Origin of the sequence: Sphingomonas limnosediminicola, assembly GCF_039537965.1 — a bacterium.
In the GTDB taxonomy this organism is placed as follows: Bacteria; Pseudomonadota; Alphaproteobacteria; order Sphingomonadales; family Sphingomonadaceae; genus Sphingomicrobium; species Sphingomicrobium limnosediminicola.
On the sequence record NZ_BAABBM010000001.1, the window covers coordinates 657066 to 674256 of the forward strand.

Genomic DNA, 17191 nt, shown 5'->3' on the forward strand with positions numbered 1-17191 from the left:
GGCATTTAAACCGCGATCACAATGAATTACGAACGCCCGCCATCACGGCGGGCGTTTTCGTTTTGAGGTAAGCTACGCCCGCTGGCGAAGGAAGCCGTCGCTGGCTAAGCCCCGGCCGATGCTACGACAGGCGAGCCACCATCTTTCGATTCGCGCGAGTCGCCCGGGTCTTCACGAATTTACACCCGACGTGGAGAAATGGCTTCGCTCAACCGGAATCGAGGAAGGTCTTCTGACACTATTCTGCCGCCACACTTCCGCGTCGCTGGTCATTCAGGAAAACGCCGCGCCAGCGGTCCGTCGAGACCTGGAGAGCTATTTCGCCCAGCTGGCGCCGGAAGGCGATGCGTACGAGCACGACGATGAAGGCCCCGACGACATGCCCGCGCACATCCGCACGGCGCTGACGCAGACGCATCTGTCTATCCCGGTCCAAGCCGGCCGCGTTGCCCTTGGCACTTGGCAAGGCATCTTTCTGTTCGAGCATCGGGATGCGACGCCCCAGCGCCACATCGTGCTCCACCTGGTGGGCGAATGAGTCTCGAGTCCGTCCGAGCATGGCTTGCAGCGAACGCGCCCGACCTACGCCTGATAGAAGTCGAGGAAAGCACCGCGACCGTCGACACGGCGGCTAAAGCGCTCGGCGTTGAACCGGGCCGTATCGCAAAGACGCTTGCAGTGCGCGCCGGCGAGCAGCTGTTCCTGCTCGTCACACGAGGCAACGCCCGTCTCGACAACCGCAAATGCAAGGACGAGCTTGGCGCGCGGCCGCGCATGCTTGGCCCAGACGAGACGCTGGAGCTCACCGGTCATCCGGTCGGCGGTGTCTGCCCATTCGGACTCAAGACGCCATTGCCGGTCTATCTCGATACGTCTCTTCAGGCGTTTGAAACCGTCTATCCGGCCGGCGGCTCGCTCAACACTTCAGTCGAAGTCACTACCGATCGTTTGTTCGAGCTCGTCGCGGAGCGCTGGGTAGATCTATGCCGCCTGCCCGAGGAAACGGCCGGGACTCAGGTCTCTCGCCACCAAGTCCTTCATCGGCCAGACGGTATGGAGAATTAGCGAAGCAGCGATTCGTGCCATCGCCGGTGACGTCTGCAAACCAAACCCGCCCTGCCCGGCAAGCCAGAAGAACCCATCGGAGTCGGGCGCGAAACCTACGGCAGGATTGCGGTCGGGCGTGAACGTACGCAGGCCGGCCCAGCGGCTATGGATCCGATCAACCTTGATCGTCGTCCGCTCTTCGACCCGATATGCCGCGAGCGCGACCTCCAGTTCTTCAGCCTGAGCGTCGCATGCTTCTGTCGGAACCTCATCCATCGGTGAAGCGAACAGCCGGCCGCTTTCAGACGCAAAATAGAGCTGGTCGCCAACGGTCTTGGCAAACGGCAGGTCTTCGAGGTTCGTGCCGGGCGGAGCATCGAAGGTGATGATCGTGCGCCGCAACGGCTGAAGCCCGATCGGAGCCGCTCCTGCCATGCTGGCGACTTTATCAGCCCAGGCTCCGGCGGCGTTGACAAGGATCGGCGCAGAGTAGCTCGCGCCGCCCTCGACGGTTACCGTCCAGACGCCACACCGGCGTTCGACGCTCGCTACTCGTGCAGCCGTTACGAGTTCGTCTCCCGCATGCCGCAGCATGCGCAGATACCCCTGCAGAAGTGCGTGTGGGTCCAGCCGAATGCCATCGCGATCTGCAATCCCATGCACCGCGTCATCCCGCAGTAATGGGCAAAGTTCGTGAACACCCCGCGCGTCCAGACGCTCAAGGTCGGCGAACGCGATAATGTCGCACTCGAGTGCATCGAGCGCCTCCCGCTCGTCCTCTCGCGCGTGAACCAGCACCGGCATCCGCCGCCCAAGGGGGATCTCGCTGAACCCGTCGGGCGGGCTCTCGAAGAAGGCCCGGCTCGCCAACGTCAGTGCCCGCACCAGCCTGTCGCCGAGCGCGTAATGGACCATCGTCGCGCTTCGGCCCGACGAGTGGAAGCCGATCTGCTCTTCGGCCTCCAGCACCATTACACTGGCGTCGCGCGACAATTCGGCCGCGGCGGACAGCCCCGCGATGCCACCACCAATGACGATAATGTCGCTAGTGTGCGGCACGCTCAGGCCGCGGTCAGGCGCTCATGCACGACCTTGCCGCCTTGCGTGAGACGGATACCTTTGACGATCTCATCATCGTCTGGAAGCACCGGTCGCCCCTGATCCTTGTCCCAGAAGACGCTGAGGAAATTGTACAGGTTGCGCGCGAACAGCGCCGAAGCATCGGCCGGCAGGCTCTTCGCCAAATTGGTCGCACCAATGATCGTCACCCCGTGCTTCACGACCTTCTCGCCCGCGATCGTGCCTTCGACATTGCCGCCGGCGTCTGCTGCCATATCGACGATCACGCTACCCGGCCGCATCGACACGATCTGCGCATCGCTGATCAGGCGTGGCGCCGGCTTGCCCGGGATCAGCGCCGTCGTGATAACCATGTCCTGCTTGGCGATGTGGCCGGAAATCAACTCCGCCTGCGCCTCTTGGTATTCGGGCGACATTTCCGTCGCATAGCCACCGGCGCCCTCACCTTCGATTCCGGCGACATTTTCAACGAAGATCGGCTTGGCGCCGAGCGACTGGATCTGCTCCTTGGTCGCCGAGCGCACGTCGGTCGCGCTCACCTGCGCACCAAGGCGACGGGCCGTCGCAATCGCCTGCAAGCCCGCGACGCCGACGCCCATTACGAACACCTTTGCGGGACTGATCGTGCCCGCGGCCGTCATCATCATCGGGAAGGCACGGCCGTAAGTGCCGGCAGCGTCGATCACTGCCTTGTATCCAGCTAGGTTCGATTGCGACGACAGCACGTCCATCGATTGCGCACGCGTGATGCGCGGCATCCACTCCATTGCCAGTGCTTCAAGGCCAGCCGCGGCATAGGCCTTAACGGCATCGCCGCGACGCGTGGGGTCCAGCGCGGCGACGAGCAATGCACCCTTCGCGGCACCGTTCAGCGACTGTGGGTCCGGCCCAGAAACCGCCAGAATGATCCCGGCATCCTTGAGTACGTCGTCGCGCGTGCCGAGCTTGGCACCCGCGGCTTCGAAATCGGCGTCGGTCACCGACGCGTTGGCGCCGGCCCCGCGTTCGATCGCGACCTCGGCGCCGAGCGCGATGAATTTCTTCACCGTCTCCGGAATGGCGGCGCAGCGGGTTTCCCCGGCCGCCTCCTTCAGCACCGCGATCTTCAACAGCTTACCAGTAAGACTTGATTACGATCACGGCGATGAAGGCGAGGATCAGGCAAATTATCGCGCCCCACTTCATCATCGCGGTGAACCGCTCATAGTCGGCGACGTGCGTCGCGGCTTCCTGTGAGGGAGGGTTCGCCAGAAGCGGCTCCTCGTCATGCGCCATAATTATCCCCTTCTTCGTTGCTTGTTGGGGGCGTCCATAACAACGCCTTTCGTTCCGCCCAACCCCTGAACCTCATACATCAAGCTCTTAAGGCTGCCTTTACCCTTCTGCCGTTAGGCTGCGCGCGTGAAGGGTAAGTGATGCGCGAAGTCCCAATTCGTTCTCTGCTGCTGTTCGACACCGACGCCGATGAGCGCAGGCTCATTTCGGCGATTGCCAGCCGTGCCGGCTGGAGCGTGGTCGGCGCACCGGACGAGGAAAGCGCCGCAGCGCTCCTGGGCGGCCCACACGGCCGCGACGTTCGTGCAGCGCTGATCGGAAGCTGGGACACCGATCGCGGGCCGCAAATGATTTCCGCGCTCCGTGCAAAGCGCGAGAAGCTGCCGGTTATTGTCCTGTCGCATGGCGAAAGCGTGTCGATTGCGGTCGACGCAATGCGCGCCGGTGCGTCCGACTTTCTTGTGCGACCGGTCGCGCCCGAGCGACTGATTGAGGCGCTTGCCGCCAATGCCGATCGGCGCAAAGCGGTTGGCGAGCTCGCCCCCGTTTCGGAAAAGCTCGCGCCCGTGCTGGCGCTCGAGCAACTCGTCGGCGCGGCGCCCGAGTTTCGCGCCGCCCTCGCGGTTGCAGCCAAGGGGGCGCGAAACCGCCTGCCCATCCTCATTATCGGCGAACCAGGAACGGGCAAGGAAACCATCGCCCGTGCGATCCACGCCGCCAGCCTCCGCGCCAAGGGCCCGCTGCTTACACTCGATTGCAAGGCGATCGCTGCGAACATCATCGACAGCGAGCTGTTCGGTCATGAAAAAGGCGCCTTCCCGGGCGCATTCACGCCAAAGACCGGTAAGCTGGTCCAGGCTGATACCGGCACGCTTCTCCTCGACGAAATCGGCGCGCTTCCGCCAGAGACGCAGGAACGCCTCGACCGCATGCTTGCGACCGGCGAGGTCCGCCCGGTCGGGCTCAACGGTAGCCAGTCGGTTGACGTTCGCATCATCGCGACCAGCAGCAATCCGCTGCCGGAGGATTTCCATGCCGGCCTCGCGGAGCGGATCGGCGCGACGACAGTGACGCTGCCGCCACTTCGCGACCGCAGCGGCGATATTCCGTCTCTTGCACGCCATTTCCTAAACCGCTTGTCGGACCAAACGGGGCTGAGGCCGCTTTCCATCGGCAATGACGCGCTGGCCGTACTCATGCGCTACGGCTGGCCAGGCAACGTTCGCCAGCTTGCCGGCGTGCTGTTCCGAGCTGCGCTGCAGTGCGACGGCCAGTCGCTGACGGCGGAGCATTTCCCGCACATTGCGATTCAGTCGCGCTACACGGCACGCCGCACCGACTTCTCCCCGACACTGAGCGAAGCGCGCAGCGAGGAGGCCCTCGCCGCGTCGCCGGGCGTCACGCTCTACACCAGCGAAGGTCACTTGCGTCCGCTCGAGGAGATCGAAGCCGACATCATCCGCCTCGCCATCGGTCACTATCGCGGCAGCATGACAGAAGTCGCGCGCCGTCTCGGCATCGGCCGCTCGACGCTCTACCGCAAGCTGGGCGATCTCGGGATCGACACCGCCGCCTAAAGCCGCGGCGTCAGGGCCTGGTCGCGAAGGCCGCGCCACACCCGCAGCGCCTGCACCGTATCGAAGACATCGTGGACGCGGATTATCTGCGCGCCCTGCTCCACCGCCTTGAGCGCGAACGCGATGCTTCCGCCAAGTCGCTTGTCGACCGGTGCTTCGCCCGAAAGCGCGCCGATGGTGCGCTTACGGCTGGCGCCGACGACGATCGGTACGCCGAGCGAATGAAGCATGGCCAGGCCGTTCATCAGTTCGAGGTTGTGAGCGATATTCTTCCCGAAGCCAAAGCCCGGATCGATGAGGATGCGGTCAGGTGAAATGCCGGCATCAACCGCCGCATTGATCCGCTCCTCCAGCCACAAATAGACTTCGACGAGCACGTCCGCGTAGCGGGGATCATCCTGCATCGTCTCCGGCGCGCCCTGGTGGTGCATGAGGACGACCGGCACTTGCGACGCTGCCAACACCCCGACGGAACGGCCGTCATAGGTCAACGCCGACACGTCGTTGATCATGCGTGCGCCGGCTTCGATCGCTGCCGTCATGACGTCGGACTTGCGCGTGTCGGCGGAAACCGCCGCGCCGCCGAGCGAAAGCTGGCGGATGATGGGCGCGATGCGTTCGATCTCGTCCCCTTCCCAAACCGCCTTGGCCCCGGGGCGCGTCGACTCCCCGCCGACATCGATGATTGCCGCACCCTGCCCCGCCATGTTCGCGCCGGCTTCCGCTGCCGCGGTCGCGTCAGCGAATTGCCCGCCGTCGGAGAAACTGTCGGGCGTGGCGTTGACGATCCCCATCACCTGCGGCTGGTCAAGACGGATCGTGCGCTCGCCCAACTGCAGCGGCGGCCTGGCCGCGGTGAGTGCCTTCCATCGCGCCGCCATGTCGTCGTCGAAGCGATTTTCGATGCCTTCGACGGGGAGCAGCTCGGTCGAAACCCGCTTGCCCGCTTCGACGCTGATCAGCTCGACTGCTGCAAACCAATTCAGACCGCCAGCGAGACGCGCGACCTTCCCGTCATGGCCGAAAGGCGAGTCGACGAATGCCGTCGGGCGAAGAAAATTGCGCATTAAAGAACTAGATCCCCAATCCTTGAAACGGCATTTGCGCCAAACCGGACGCCGGAAGGAGCGCGAGGCAGAGCAGAAGACGCAAGATCCTCATCGTGCGCACATCACCACGGCAGTACGGCCGGTGACAAGCACCGGTCAGCCGTTTGCACCCAAATGCTGCTGCCGGAGCTGATCGAGCGGTTTCAGACCGCCCTCGACCGCGACATGCCAGAACGTCCAGCCGTTGCACGAGGGTGCGCCCTGCAGGGCCGCACCGACCTTGTGGATCGACCCGGCGTGGCTGTCGGAAGTGAGCGAACCATCGGCGAGTACGGTTGCCGTCCACCTCCGCTTTGCGTCCGTGAGACTGGTGCCGGCCGGAACGAGTCCGCTCTCGACGAGCGTGCCGAAGGCGACGCGCGGCTGTTCGCGCTTGTCGGGCACCGTCTTCATTGCGCTCTCATCGAGCGGCAGCGTCGACGCGATGCGGTCGCGCGCGACCTTCACATAGGCGTCTTCGCGTTCGATCCCGATCCAGCGGCGGCCAAGCCGCCGGGCCACGGCGCCCGTCGTTCCCGTCCCGAAGAACGGGTCGAGCACCAAGTTCCCCGGCTTCGTGCACGCCAGCAAGATGCGGTAAAGCAAGGCTTCCGGCTTCTGCGTCGGATGCGCTTTCGATCCGTCGTCGCCCTTCACACGTTCGCCGCCGCTGCAGATCGGCATCAGCCAGTCGGAGCGCATCTGGAGGTCGTCGTTCAGCGCCTTCATCGCACGGTAGTTGAAGGTGTAGCGTGCCTTCTCGCTCTTCGAGCACCACAGCAGAGTCTCGTGCGCGTTGGTGAAGCGCGTGCCGCGGAAGTTCGGCATCGGGTTCGACTTGCGCCAGACGATATCGTTGAGGATCCAGAACTCGGCATCCTGCAGCAGCGCGCCGACGCGATAGATGTTGTGGTAACTGCCGATCACCCAGATCGTGCCGTCATCCTTGAGGATGCGCCGTGCCTGCTCCAGCCAATCGCGCGTGAACCCGTCATAGGCGGCGAGGCTGTCGAACTTGTCCCATTCGTCGTCGACCGCATCGACCCGCCCGCCTTCCGGCCGGAACAGGTCACCGCCGAGCTGCAAATTATACGGCGGGTCGGCGAAGATCATGTCGACGCATTTGTCCGGCAGTCGCGCCATTTCGGTGATGCAGTCGCCTTGCAGGATGGCGTCGAGCGGCAGCTCCTGCTTCAGCGCAGGCGCCCGGCGCACGACTTTTTGCGGCTCCGCAATGCGGGCGATGAGATTCATCTGACGTTCTGCCCCCTCAATCGTCGCGAAAGTGAGTCAGGCCGGACTCGCGGTCAAGCGATCAAGGGTTAACGGTGCAGCTTCGGGACAGACGCCGTCAGGCGACGGAGCGTGGCGTTTCCACAATATGTTGAGTCACACCCACCGGTGCAGACTCAATCTCTGGTGGGTGTGACTCGAAAGACTCGCCTTCCCCAATTCGCTCGAAAACGAGCTCAGATTGGCTTTCGCCGTCGATGAAGGCGCGGACTTTCGGGAAGCTCCGGCGATGCAGCGGGGTCGGCCCAAGCTCGCGCAGGGCGCGCCAATGGTGCGGCGTTCCGTACCCGCGATTGGTCTCCCAGCCGTAGCCCGGATACTCGCGCGCATAGTCGGCCATGATGCGGTCGCGCGTAACCTTGGCGATGATCGAGGCGGCGCCGATCGACCTGCACTTCGCGTCGCCGTCAACGATCGCCTTGGAAGGCCGCTGCCACTTCGGACAGGCATTGCCATCGACCAGCACCCAGGCAGGCTCGACCCCAAGCGCCTCGACCGCCCGCGTCATCGCCAGCATTCGCGCCCAGTAAATGTTGAGCTGGTCGATCTCTTCGACCGACACGATGCCAACGCCCCACGCCGCGCACTTCACCAGCCGCGCATAGATGGCTTCGCGCTTTTCGAGTGGCAGGTTCTTGCTGTCGTCGATCCCATGCGGGAATTTGTCGCGGTCGAGGATGCACGCTCCGGCCACGACCGGCCCAGCCAGCGGCGCACAGCCTGCCTCGTCGACCCCCGCAAGCGGTTGAGGGAATTCGAGTTCCAGCTTGAAGGAGCAGCGGCGCGACACGCCCCAAGCCTATGGAGCGCAGCGCTGAGTCGCCAGTGCGTTCAGTCTTTTTCTGTGGATTCTTCGATGCGCCAAGGCGGAAAGCGCCGCGCTTCGCCTGCCTTGTAGAGAAAGATGATGTTCCCGTCGGGGTCGCGAAGGCGCGCTTCGCGCCACATCCACGGCTGATTGCGAGGCCCGTGCTCGAAGATCACGCCCTCGCGCGCCAGTTGCTCCACGCGTTCATCGAGGTCGTCGCATTCAAGATAGATCGCGGTGGTCGCGACGATTTTTTCCTCGGGATCGATCTGGACCGAGAAGGTCGCGCCGCCGGCCGTCTCGAACCGCGCATACTCGGGCGGATTGTCGACGATCTGCTTGAGGCCGAGCAGCTTATAGAATTCGACCGAGCGCCGGTAATGGGTGCCGGTAATCGTTACCTGGTTAAGCCGCGGACCTGCCCCGACATCAAGACGCACGCGTCCATGGCCCATCGGTCCAACGCCCTGTCCGAGATCAGGCGCATCGTGCAGCGCAACACGGACGAACTCGCGGGCCCTCGCCACCGCGGTCGGCAAATTCGATCCCTCCGCAAGGAACAAGGCGATCGCGCTCGCCAGCGTGCAGCCGGTGCCGTGCGTGCTGGTGGTGTCGATGCGCTGGCCCTGCCAGCTCGTCATATTGTCTTCTTCGATGAGGGCGTCGGCAAGCGCATCGCCTTCCTCATGCCCGCCCTTGATCAGCACCGCGCAGCCATGTTCGCCGACGATGTGCAGGGCTGCAGCGACCGGGTCGTCCTCGCTCGTCAGGCGCTTCAACTCCGGCAGGTTGGGCGTCGTGATTGTCGCCACGTCCATCAGGCGACCGAACGCCGCGACCGTGGCGTCATCAGCCAACTCAGATCCGCTGGTAGCGACCATCACCGGATCGAAGACGATCGGCAGGTCCGGCTGGTCTGCCTTCATCGCCTCCAGCCGAGCCGCGATCTGCGCCGCGGCAAAGGCGCTACCGATCATGCCGATCTTTATGGCGTCGACACCGATATCGCTCACCACCGCGTCGATCTGCGCAAGAACCATTTCGGCAGGCACCGGATGTATGGCGATAACGCCGGTCGTGTTCTGCGCCGTAATCGCCGTGATCGCGGTCATTGCGTGACCGCCGAGCATGGTGACGGTCTTCACGTCCGCCTGAATGCCCGCTCCACCACCTGAGTCCGAGCCGGCGATAATGAGGATGCGGGCGATAGAGGTCATCCTCTTCGCCTTCGACCCGCTCTGGGGGGCGAAGTTGTCCATGTGCACAATTGAGTCGTTTGGCGGACAAATACGAACAAAGGGTTCACGCCGCCGACTGCACCGCCTCGCAGATATCGTCGACCAAGCGCTCCACCAGTTCCGGATCGTCACCTTCGGCCATCACTCGGATCAGCGGCTCAGTGCCCGACTTGCGGATGACCAATCGCCCGCGGCCCTCCAATTCGGCTTCGGCCGCGGCGATCCGCTCCCGGACGCTGTCGGCTTCGAGAGGCTCGGCGCCGCCGTTAAAACGGACGTTCTTCAACAGCTGCGGAAGCGGCTCGAACTGCCGCAGCAATTCGCTCGCGGGGGCTTTCGCTTCGACCAGTGCGGCAAGGACCTGCAGTCCGGCGACCAAGCCATCGCCGGTCGTCGAGTGGTCGGCCAAAATAATGTGTCCCGACTGCTCGCCGCCAACATTGCAGCCGCTCTTGCGCATTTGCTCGAGCACGTACCGGTCGCCGACCTGCGTCCTGAGCAGCTTCACGCCCGCATCGGACAATTTACGTTCGAGGCCGAGGTTGGACATGACGGTTGCGACGAGCGCGTCGCCCTTGAGCTGGTCGCGGCGCTTCAGCTCCAAAACAATGAGCGCCATCAGCTGGTCGCCGTCAACGATCCTGCCCTGCTCATCGACCACGATCAGCCGGTCGGCATCGCCGTCGAGCGCAAGCCCGACGTCGGCGCCGCTGGCGACAACGGCTTCCTGCAGCGCCGCGGGATGAGTCGACCCGCAGGCGTCGTTGATATTGAGGCCGTTGGGCGTGACGCCGAGAGGTATGACCTCCGCGCCAAGTTCCCACAGCGTGTCCGGCGCGACGTGATAGGCAGCCCCGTTCGCGCAATCGATGACGACCTTCAGCCCGTCGAGTCGCAGGTGCTCGGGGAAAGTCGACTTGGCAAAATGGATGTAACGGCCCCGCGCGTCGTCGATCCGCCGCGCCCGGCCGATTAGCTCCGGCTTGGCGAGCTTAGGCGCAGTTTCCAGCCGTTTCTCGATCGCATGCTCGTCGGCATCACTGAGCTTGTAGCCATCCGGCCCGAACAGCTTGATGCCGTTATCCGCGAACGGATTGTGCGAGGCGGAGATCATCACGCCGAGGTCCGCGCGCATCGACCGGGTCAGCATGGCCACCGCGGGGGTCGGCATCGGGCCGAGCAGGACGACGTCCATGCCCACGCTGGTGAAGCCGGCGACCATCGCCGATTCCATCATGTAGCCCGAAAGCCGCGTGTCCTTGCCGATCACGACGCGGTGACGATGGTCGCCACGCAGGAAGTGCGCGCCGGCCGCCATACCGACGCTAAGCGCCATTTGCGCCGTCATCGGGTCGCGATTGGTTGTCCCGCGAATGCCGTCGGTGCCGAAGAATTTACGTGTCATTGGCAGCGCTTTAGCGCGTTTACGCAATCCAGCGCCAGAAGCCGACCGGGATCGGGTGCAGCCATGTCGCTACCAAGTACAGCAACGTCCCGCCGACCAGCGCCACGGTTCCCGGATAAGCAACGCCGCGGGTGAACGGGATAAAGGCGGTTTGCGCGGTCCATTCATGCCACGCCTCGCCCATCAGCTTCGCCTTCTTCCGGTCCTGTCCATAGGACCCGAGGATCGCGAGTAGGATGATCGGCCCATCCAAGAATAGCGCTTTCGGCATGGCAATGACCGTCAGATGCACCGCAGCCCAGATCGCGAAGCCCCACATCATGGGGTGGCGGGTGATGGCAAATACGCCCTTCGGCCCGCCACGCGGTCCTCTCGCACCGGGCAGAGCGGGATTGCCGATGAAGGAGCCGACGAACAGGATCGAGGCGAGCCACATCGCGATCGCGCCAACGATCCAGCCCGCCTCACCGGCATCCCACAGTGGCGGCTCGCGGCCGATCACGCGGTAGAAATAGATCATTCCGCCGAACGTGATCAGCGCGACGATCGAATAGAAACCTTGGAAAGCTTTCTCTCCGACGCGCCGGACGAGCGGCTCGCGGAGTGGGTGGGAAAGCAGGAAATGCGTCGCCAGAAACAGAATCGCCGAAAAGAAGAGGCCCATCTGTACCGTCAATGCCGATATGCCTCCGGCAGATCGCGTCGCGGCAGATATCGGTAGCGCTGCATGAGCCGCGTCTGGTGTGTGTCGAGGGGCTGGCGGACGCCATCGATGAAGACGGCTTCGGCAGCGCTCGACCCTTCGAGCGGATCGCCCGACCAGATCACCACGTCCGCGCGGCGTCCGGGCGCGAGGCTGCCGATTTCGGCCCCCATCCCGATCGCTTCGGCGGGCTTGGACGTTATCATCGCCAGCGCGTCTCCCCAGCTTACACCCGTCGCGCCAGGTACGCGCTGCAACGCGACGAGATTACCAGCATATTGCCGTTCCCAGAAGATGTTGCGCGTGTCGCTGTCGTCGATCGTTCCGATCGACACGTTGACGCCCGCGGCCCGCAAGCGCCCGACGTTCGATTGCGTCGCCGCAATCTGCTCGAAGCTCGCCGGAAGGTCATTCACTGGCGAAGCGATCACCGGGATTCCCGATCGTGCTATGCGGTCGGCCACCGTCCATCCCTCGGTTGCGCCGACGAGAACGATCTTCAGCGAAGGGAATTCGCGCTTGAGGTCGATGACTCCGAGAACATCGCTCGCGCGCTCAGCGTGGACGAGCAGATACTGCCGCCCCTGCAGCACTGGAACGAGCGCAGCCGCGTCGAAACGCGTGAGCAGAACGTCCTCACTGCGTCGAGCGTCAGGTCCGTAAACCCGTGACTCGTTTGGGTTGCGAACGACGGGTTCGACGGCCTGTCCGGCGCGGCTCGAGACCGCGGGCGCGGCATAACGGCGAAGCTCGGCCGCCTCGCGAAGAGCGTTGCGGAACAGCACATGGGCCGACGCGCGCGATCCGCCGGCCTTGTCCTTGCCGGTCTCCCCAAGCTCGACGAACTGGAACAGACGCGGCCGTGTGATCGGGTCCATGTCGGCGCCGGTGTCGATGACCGCCCCCTGTCCAGCGAAGATGTTCTTTCCGACGTTTGGGACGACGAGCGCGCGGGTGACGCCATCGGCGCGGTTCACGGCGACCGGCGTCGCCAGCGGATTGATGGCCGGGACGACATCGAGCGCGGCGCTGAACGGCCCATCGGACGAAGCGTCGTTCGACCCGTCGGCGGACAGGTCGACGTCCGCCAGCCCAAGCCGCGTGAAGCCTCCGACAATGCCGGGGGTAACCCACTTTCCCGCGGCATCGATGACCTGAACTCCAGCGGGCACATTCACGCTCGCGCCCGCCGCGACGACGCGACCATCGCGGACGACTACCGTTCCGCCTTGAATGGGCTGCGATCCGTCACCCTTGGCGACCGTACCGTTGACGATCGCGAAGCTTTGCGCGCTCAATGGTGAGGCAGCTGCGAGCAGGAGCACGGCGATGCGGCGCATCATTTCGTGTCTCCTTCGCCGGGCTGGCCGAGTTCGAAGTCGCTGACCGGCCGCCGCTTTGGATCGTTGGCGTCGTACATCAGTGCGCCATCGATCCACACGCGCTCGGGCCGGGTGTAGTCGCTGAACGGATTGCCGTTCCACAGCACCACATCGGCCATCTTGCCCGGGGTGAGCGTTCCGGTCTTGTCGAGGATGCCCATCGCCTTTGCGGGATTCCGGCTGAGCCATTCCCAGGCGACCTCATCGCTGATGTTGATGCCGGCGCGGCGCCCGTCGGCCAGTGCCTTGGCGGCTTCCTGGTTCAGGCGCTGGATGCCGTTTGGATCGTCCGAGTGTACGATCGCGCATGCGCCGGCATTGTGGACCAGCGGGATATTCTCCTTGATCGCGTCATAGGCTTCCATCTTGAAGCCGTACCAGTCCGCCCACATCGCCGAGCAGATACCTTCGCGCGCGAGGATGTCCGCGATCTTGTAGGCTTCGACGGCGTGGTGGAAGGCGCTGATCTTGTAGCCGAATTCGTGGCTCATATCGATCATGTTGGCCATTTCGTCGGCGCGGTAGCAGTGGTTCTGAACGAGGATTTTGCCGTCGAGCACGCCCATCAGCGTGTCCATAGCAAGGTCGCGTTCCGGCATGTCGCCGCCGTCAGCGTAATATTTGTCCCACTTCTGCTTGTACGCCTGCGCCTTGATCCAGGTCTCGCGAGCGACGGCGATATTGCCCATGCGCGTCTGCGGCATGGTGCCCTTCGAGCCATAGACGCGCTTCGGGTTCTCGCCGCAGGCCATCTTCAGGCCGTAGGGCGCGCCGGGAAACTTCATGCCCTGAGCAGTCCTCGCGGGCACGTTCTTCACGACGACCGAGCGACCGCCAAACAGGTTCGCCGAGCCCGGAAGGATCTGAAGTGTCGTCACGCCGCCGTTCATCAGCGCACGGCTGAAACCGGGATCTTGCGGCCAGACGCTATGTTCGGCCCACACTTCGGGCCGCACTGGCGAGGTCGCTTCGTTGCCATCGGAATTAGCTTCCACGCCCGGTGACGGATAGTCGCCAAGGTGGCTGTGAATATCGATGACACCCGGCGTCACCCACTTGCCGGTGCCGTCGATCTCCACCGCGCCGACTGGGCTAGCCAGTTCGGGTCCGCCGACGGCCTGGACCGCCCCGTCGGCAAACAAGACTGTGCCATCGTCTATGCGCCTGCCCTCGCCGTCGAACACGGTCGCATGGCGGATGACCGTCGGCACGCCCGGGTAGCGAGCGTAGGTCGAAGGGTACGGGTCCTCATTGAAGCGGACCGGAGGCGGTCCTTTCGGCTTACCCCCGAAGTCTGCACACCCTGCCAGCGCGAACGTGCACGTCGCAACCGCGACGAGCGCTCGGATCACTTCACACCGTGCATGAGGTACTTGAGCGGCCAGCTGAGAAGCAGGAGCACAACGCCGAACCCGACAGCCCATTCACCAATGATCGTGAACACGTGGAGATAGGTGTTAAGGCTGACCTGCAGGTTGGTGACCTGCCCGCCGACCGTCTCGACCGAAGCGACCTGCGCCACGGCGCCGGCAACATATTGCGCGACGGAGATAGACAGGAACCAGACCCCCATCATCAAGCCGACGACGCGAGCGATCGACAGCTTAGTAATCATCGAGAGACCCACCGGCGAGATCATCAGCTCGGCAACAGAGTGGATGAAATAGAGTCCAGCCAGCCACCAGATGCCGACCTTGAAGTCGCTGCCGGCAAACTGGGAGCCCCACACCAGGAACAGGAAGCCAAGACCGACGCCCACGAGCGCGAGGCCGAACTTGATGGGGATCGGCGGTTCGAGACCGCGCCGCGCAAGCCCATTCCAAAGGATCGAGAACAATGGCGCCAGCAGCACAATGAAGATCGCATTGAAGGACTGCGTCTGACCCGCCGAGATCGACCAGTTGCTGGTGATATGGAGGTCCGTATTGCGATCGGCAAACAACGTCAGGGACGAGCCCGCTTGCTCGAACAGCGTCCAGAAGACGACGTTGAAGACGATGAGCACCATGGCTGCCAGCATCATCTGGAATTCCTGGCGGCTCCCCTTGAAGAACGACCATGCAAGAATGCCGGGAATCGAGATGAGGAAGGTCAGGAACAGGACCTGGCCCATCAGCGGCAGGCTCATGACGTAGCCCACGATCCCGCTTCCGGGCTCCGCGGCTGTCGCGTTCATGAGGTTGGTGAAGAGGAAATAGACCGCCGGCACGGCTAGGATTGCGCAACCGTAGATCAGCAAGTCACGCGACGGATCTGCACCTTCAGGCCGCTCGCCGTAACCGTCTAGCCGCCCGCCATCGAACTGGAACAAGGCTGCAGCAAGCAGCATACCGCCGGCCGCAAGGCCGAAGCCTGCCCACCAGCCGACATTGTCCGCGAGGAAGGGGCACAGCAGCTGTGAAAAGAACGAGCCTAGGTTGATGCCCATATAAAAGATGGTGAAGCCGGCGTCGCGACGGCGGTCGCCCTGCGCATAAAGCGAACCGACGATGGTCGAGATGTTCGGCTTGAAGAAACCGTTGCCGACGGTCACTAGCGACAGGCCAATCAGCATCAGGAACACAAACAGGCTGTTGCGATCCGCTCCGGGCTCGAACGAGCCCTTCGGAAGATTGCGGGCGACGCTATTGTCGGCCCGTAGCAGATCGACGCTGCCGTCATCGTTGCCCTTGATCTTCAGTCGCTCGCTGCCTGTCGTGACGTAACGGACTTCCTCGCCCGTGGACGTTGGCCGGTCGATGAAATTCTCGACCTGAACTTCGTAGCGCTGGCCATCGATGACCGCGTGAGGCTTGGCCGTGTCTCCGCCGAAACAAAGGACGAAGTAGCCGACCGCCATCATGATCGCGCCGAACTTCACCGAGCGCTTCGAGCCAAGGTAACGGTCGGCGATGAAGCCGCCGATCAACGGTGTCAGATACACGAGCGCGGTGAACCCGCCGTACAGGCCGGTTGTCGTCGTATCCGAGAACAGGAAGTGCTTGGTCAGGTAGAGCGTTAGTAGCGCCCTCATGCCGTAATAGCCGAAGCGCTCCATGGCCTCGGTCGTGAACAACCGCGACAATTGTCGCGGATGGCCAAACCAGGTGTTCTTGTCGGCAGGATTTGTGCGCCCCGAAGCTGGCGAAAACGGTTCTTCGACGGCTGGCGTATCGACCATCCGGTTATCTCCCCTAGCGCGAGCCCTCGCGCGAAGCGGCGACCCTAGCGGGCAAATCCGCCCTGTGAAGCGGATTCTGAAGCGCATTGTTGAGAGGTGCCGTCGCCCCTATCTGCTCGGTTCGATGCTCAACGACACCTCATCCGCTCTTTCGCTGCTCGAAAGTCGTCGCTCCGCCAAACCGCGTGAGCTTGTCGGTCCCGGTCCCAGCGCCAGCGAGATGGAGCGCATCCTTACGATTGCGGTGCGAACGCCGGACCACGGCATGCTCTCCCCGTGGCGCTTCATCACCGTCGGCGAAGACCAGCGCGATGCGTTCGGTGCGCTCCTGCGCCAGGCTCTTGTCGAGAGTGATCCGCGCGCCACCATCGCTCACCACGAAAAGGAGGACCAATTCGCTCACTACGCCGGGCAGTTGGTCGTCCTCGTATCAGCTCCGGTACCGAACCATAAGATTCCGGTTTGGGAGCAGGAATTGTCTTGCGGCTCGGCGGCATTGAACATGCTCCTTGCGGCACACGCGCTGGGCTACGTCGCGGGCTGGGTCACCGGGTGGCGGACCTACTCCGAGCGGGTACGGCAGGCTTTTTGCGAGCCGAACGAGCGGATCGCCGGCTTCATTTTCATCGGCCACCCGAGCCGCGAGCTCGAAGAGCGCGTGCGGCCTTCGCTTTCCGCGGTGACGAGGGCGTGGGAACTGCCTCGACCCTAAGATAGAGATTGAATTTCCTGCGACACGCTGTATTATGACAGCATGACGCTCAGAACCCAGCACGACAAGCCGGTCTACGTCCGCCTCCGCGAGACGATCGCTGATGCGATCATGGCGGGAAAATTCAGCGACGGAGACCCGCTGCCGTCGGTTCGCGCGCTTGCCGCCGAGGAACAGGCGAATCCGCTCACGGTCGCCAAGGCCTATCAGGGTTTCCAGGACGAAGGCCTCATCGTGGTAAAGCGCGGTGTTGGCATGTTCGTCGCCGCGGGCGCCCGCGCCCGGCTTCGCGATTCCGAGCGCAGTCGCTTCCTCAAGGAAGAATGGCCCGAGATCCGCGCGCGCATGAATCGGCTGGGAATCGACGCGTCGGAGCTGCTCGAGCGCGAACGCGCCTGAACTTCCCGCACGGGCGTTAATCCT

At 63.7% G+C, this 17191-nt stretch carries 16 protein-coding genes and 1 pseudogene; 5 read left to right on the forward strand and 12 right to left on the reverse strand.

The features are described 5' to 3' along the window. Positions 1–118: 118 nt before the first annotated feature. Positions 119–538 (forward strand): secondary thiamine-phosphate synthase enzyme YjbQ, encoded by a 420-nt coding sequence (locus ABD704_RS03310; RefSeq protein ID WP_344698267.1) that lies wholly within the window; start codon positions 119–121, stop codon positions 536–538. Beyond that, complete coding sequence (locus ABD704_RS03315; RefSeq protein ID WP_344698268.1) at positions 535–1065, forward strand: YbaK/EbsC family protein; 531 nt, start codon at positions 535–537, stop codon at positions 1063–1065. The genes ABD704_RS03310 and ABD704_RS03315 overlap by 4 nt, the downstream gene beginning before the upstream one ends. Here ABD704_RS03315 and ABD704_RS03320 read toward each other — a convergent pair. The 3 genes from ABD704_RS03320 to ABD704_RS03330 are packed head-to-tail and all read right to left on the reverse strand — an operon-like array spanning position 982 to position 3402. Beyond that, a complete protein-coding gene (locus tag ABD704_RS03320; RefSeq protein WP_344698269.1) occupies positions 982–2106 on the reverse strand; it encodes an NAD(P)/FAD-dependent oxidoreductase in 1125 nt (374 codons plus the stop codon). The two genes, ABD704_RS03315 and ABD704_RS03320, sit on opposite strands and share 84 nt — an antisense overlap. Before the next feature lie 2 nt (positions 2107–2108). Beyond that, positions 2109–3236, reverse strand: a complete 1128-nt coding sequence (locus tag ABD704_RS03325) for a Re/Si-specific NAD(P)(+) transhydrogenase subunit alpha (RefSeq protein WP_344698270.1) — start codon at positions 3234–3236, stop codon at positions 2109–2111. 4 nt (positions 3237–3240) lie between these two features. Continuing rightward, entirely contained in the window at positions 3241–3402 is a 162-nt protein-coding gene (locus ABD704_RS03330; RefSeq protein ID WP_344698271.1) for a hypothetical protein, read from the reverse strand. A gap of 140 nt (positions 3403–3542) precedes the next feature. On the opposite strand from ABD704_RS03330, the gene ABD704_RS03335 reads away from it, so the two are divergent. Further along, positions 3543–4979: a sigma-54-dependent transcriptional regulator gene (locus ABD704_RS03335; RefSeq protein ID WP_344698272.1), complete on the forward strand. Its 1437-nt coding sequence runs from the start codon at positions 3543–3545 to the stop codon at positions 4977–4979. On the opposite strand, the gene folP is transcribed toward ABD704_RS03335, so the two are convergent. From folP to ABD704_RS03380, 9 genes and pseudogenes are all read right to left on the reverse strand, one after another. Continuing rightward, a complete protein-coding gene (folP, locus tag ABD704_RS03340) occupies positions 4976–6046 on the reverse strand; it encodes a dihydropteroate synthase (RefSeq protein ID WP_344698273.1) in 1071 nt (356 codons plus the stop codon). The two genes, ABD704_RS03335 and folP, sit on opposite strands and share 4 nt — an antisense overlap. 138 nt (positions 6047–6184) lie before the next feature. Continuing rightward, on the reverse strand, positions 6185–7321 hold the full coding sequence (locus ABD704_RS03345; protein WP_344698274.1) for a site-specific DNA-methyltransferase: 1137 nt from the start codon (positions 7319–7321) through the stop codon (positions 6185–6187). 238 nt (positions 7322–7559) lie between these two features. Next, a pseudogene (locus ABD704_RS03350) lies at positions 7560–8150 on the reverse strand (ribonuclease HII); the annotation flags it as partial. Between the two features lie 41 nt (positions 8151–8191). After that, complete coding sequence (thiD, locus tag ABD704_RS03355) at positions 8192–9385, reverse strand: bifunctional hydroxymethylpyrimidine kinase/phosphomethylpyrimidine kinase (RefSeq protein ID WP_344698275.1); 1194 nt, start codon at positions 9383–9385, stop codon at positions 8192–8194. Positions 9386–9470: 85 nt separating this feature from the next. Then, positions 9471–10811 carry a phosphoglucosamine mutase gene (gene glmM / locus ABD704_RS03360; RefSeq protein ID WP_344698276.1) on the reverse strand — a complete coding sequence of 447 codons (1341 nt, stop codon included), beginning with the start codon at positions 10809–10811 and terminating at the stop codon, positions 9471–9473. Between the two features lie 19 nt (positions 10812–10830). Then, the gene (locus ABD704_RS03365; protein ID WP_344698277.1) at positions 10831–11487 is read right to left on the reverse strand and encodes an NnrU family protein; all 657 of its coding nucleotides are present in this window, start codon (positions 11485–11487) and stop codon (positions 10831–10833) included. Further along, complete coding sequence (locus ABD704_RS03370) at positions 11484–12857, reverse strand: amidohydrolase family protein (RefSeq protein WP_425565379.1); 1374 nt, start codon at positions 12855–12857, stop codon at positions 11484–11486. Before ABD704_RS03370 ends, ABD704_RS03365 begins: the two co-directional genes overlap by 4 nt. After that, entirely contained in the window at positions 12854–14248 is a 1395-nt protein-coding gene (locus tag ABD704_RS03375; protein WP_344698278.1) for an amidohydrolase, read from the reverse strand. Before ABD704_RS03375 ends, ABD704_RS03370 begins: the two co-directional genes overlap by 4 nt. Beyond that, positions 14245–16056, reverse strand: a complete 1812-nt coding sequence (locus tag ABD704_RS03380; RefSeq protein ID WP_344698279.1) for a peptide MFS transporter — start codon at positions 16054–16056, stop codon at positions 14245–14247. Before ABD704_RS03380 ends, ABD704_RS03375 begins: the two co-directional genes overlap by 4 nt. A gap of 64 nt (positions 16057–16120) precedes the next feature. On the opposite strand from ABD704_RS03380, the gene ABD704_RS03385 reads away from it, so the two are divergent. Next, the gene (locus tag ABD704_RS03385; RefSeq protein WP_425565380.1) at positions 16121–16768 is read left to right on the forward strand and encodes a nitroreductase family protein; all 648 of its coding nucleotides are present in this window, start codon (positions 16121–16123) and stop codon (positions 16766–16768) included. A gap of 42 nt (positions 16769–16810) precedes the next feature. Then, positions 16811–17167: a GntR family transcriptional regulator gene (locus tag ABD704_RS03390; RefSeq protein ID WP_344698280.1), complete on the forward strand. Its 357-nt coding sequence runs from the start codon at positions 16811–16813 to the stop codon at positions 17165–17167. Positions 17168–17191: the final 24 nt, after the last annotated feature.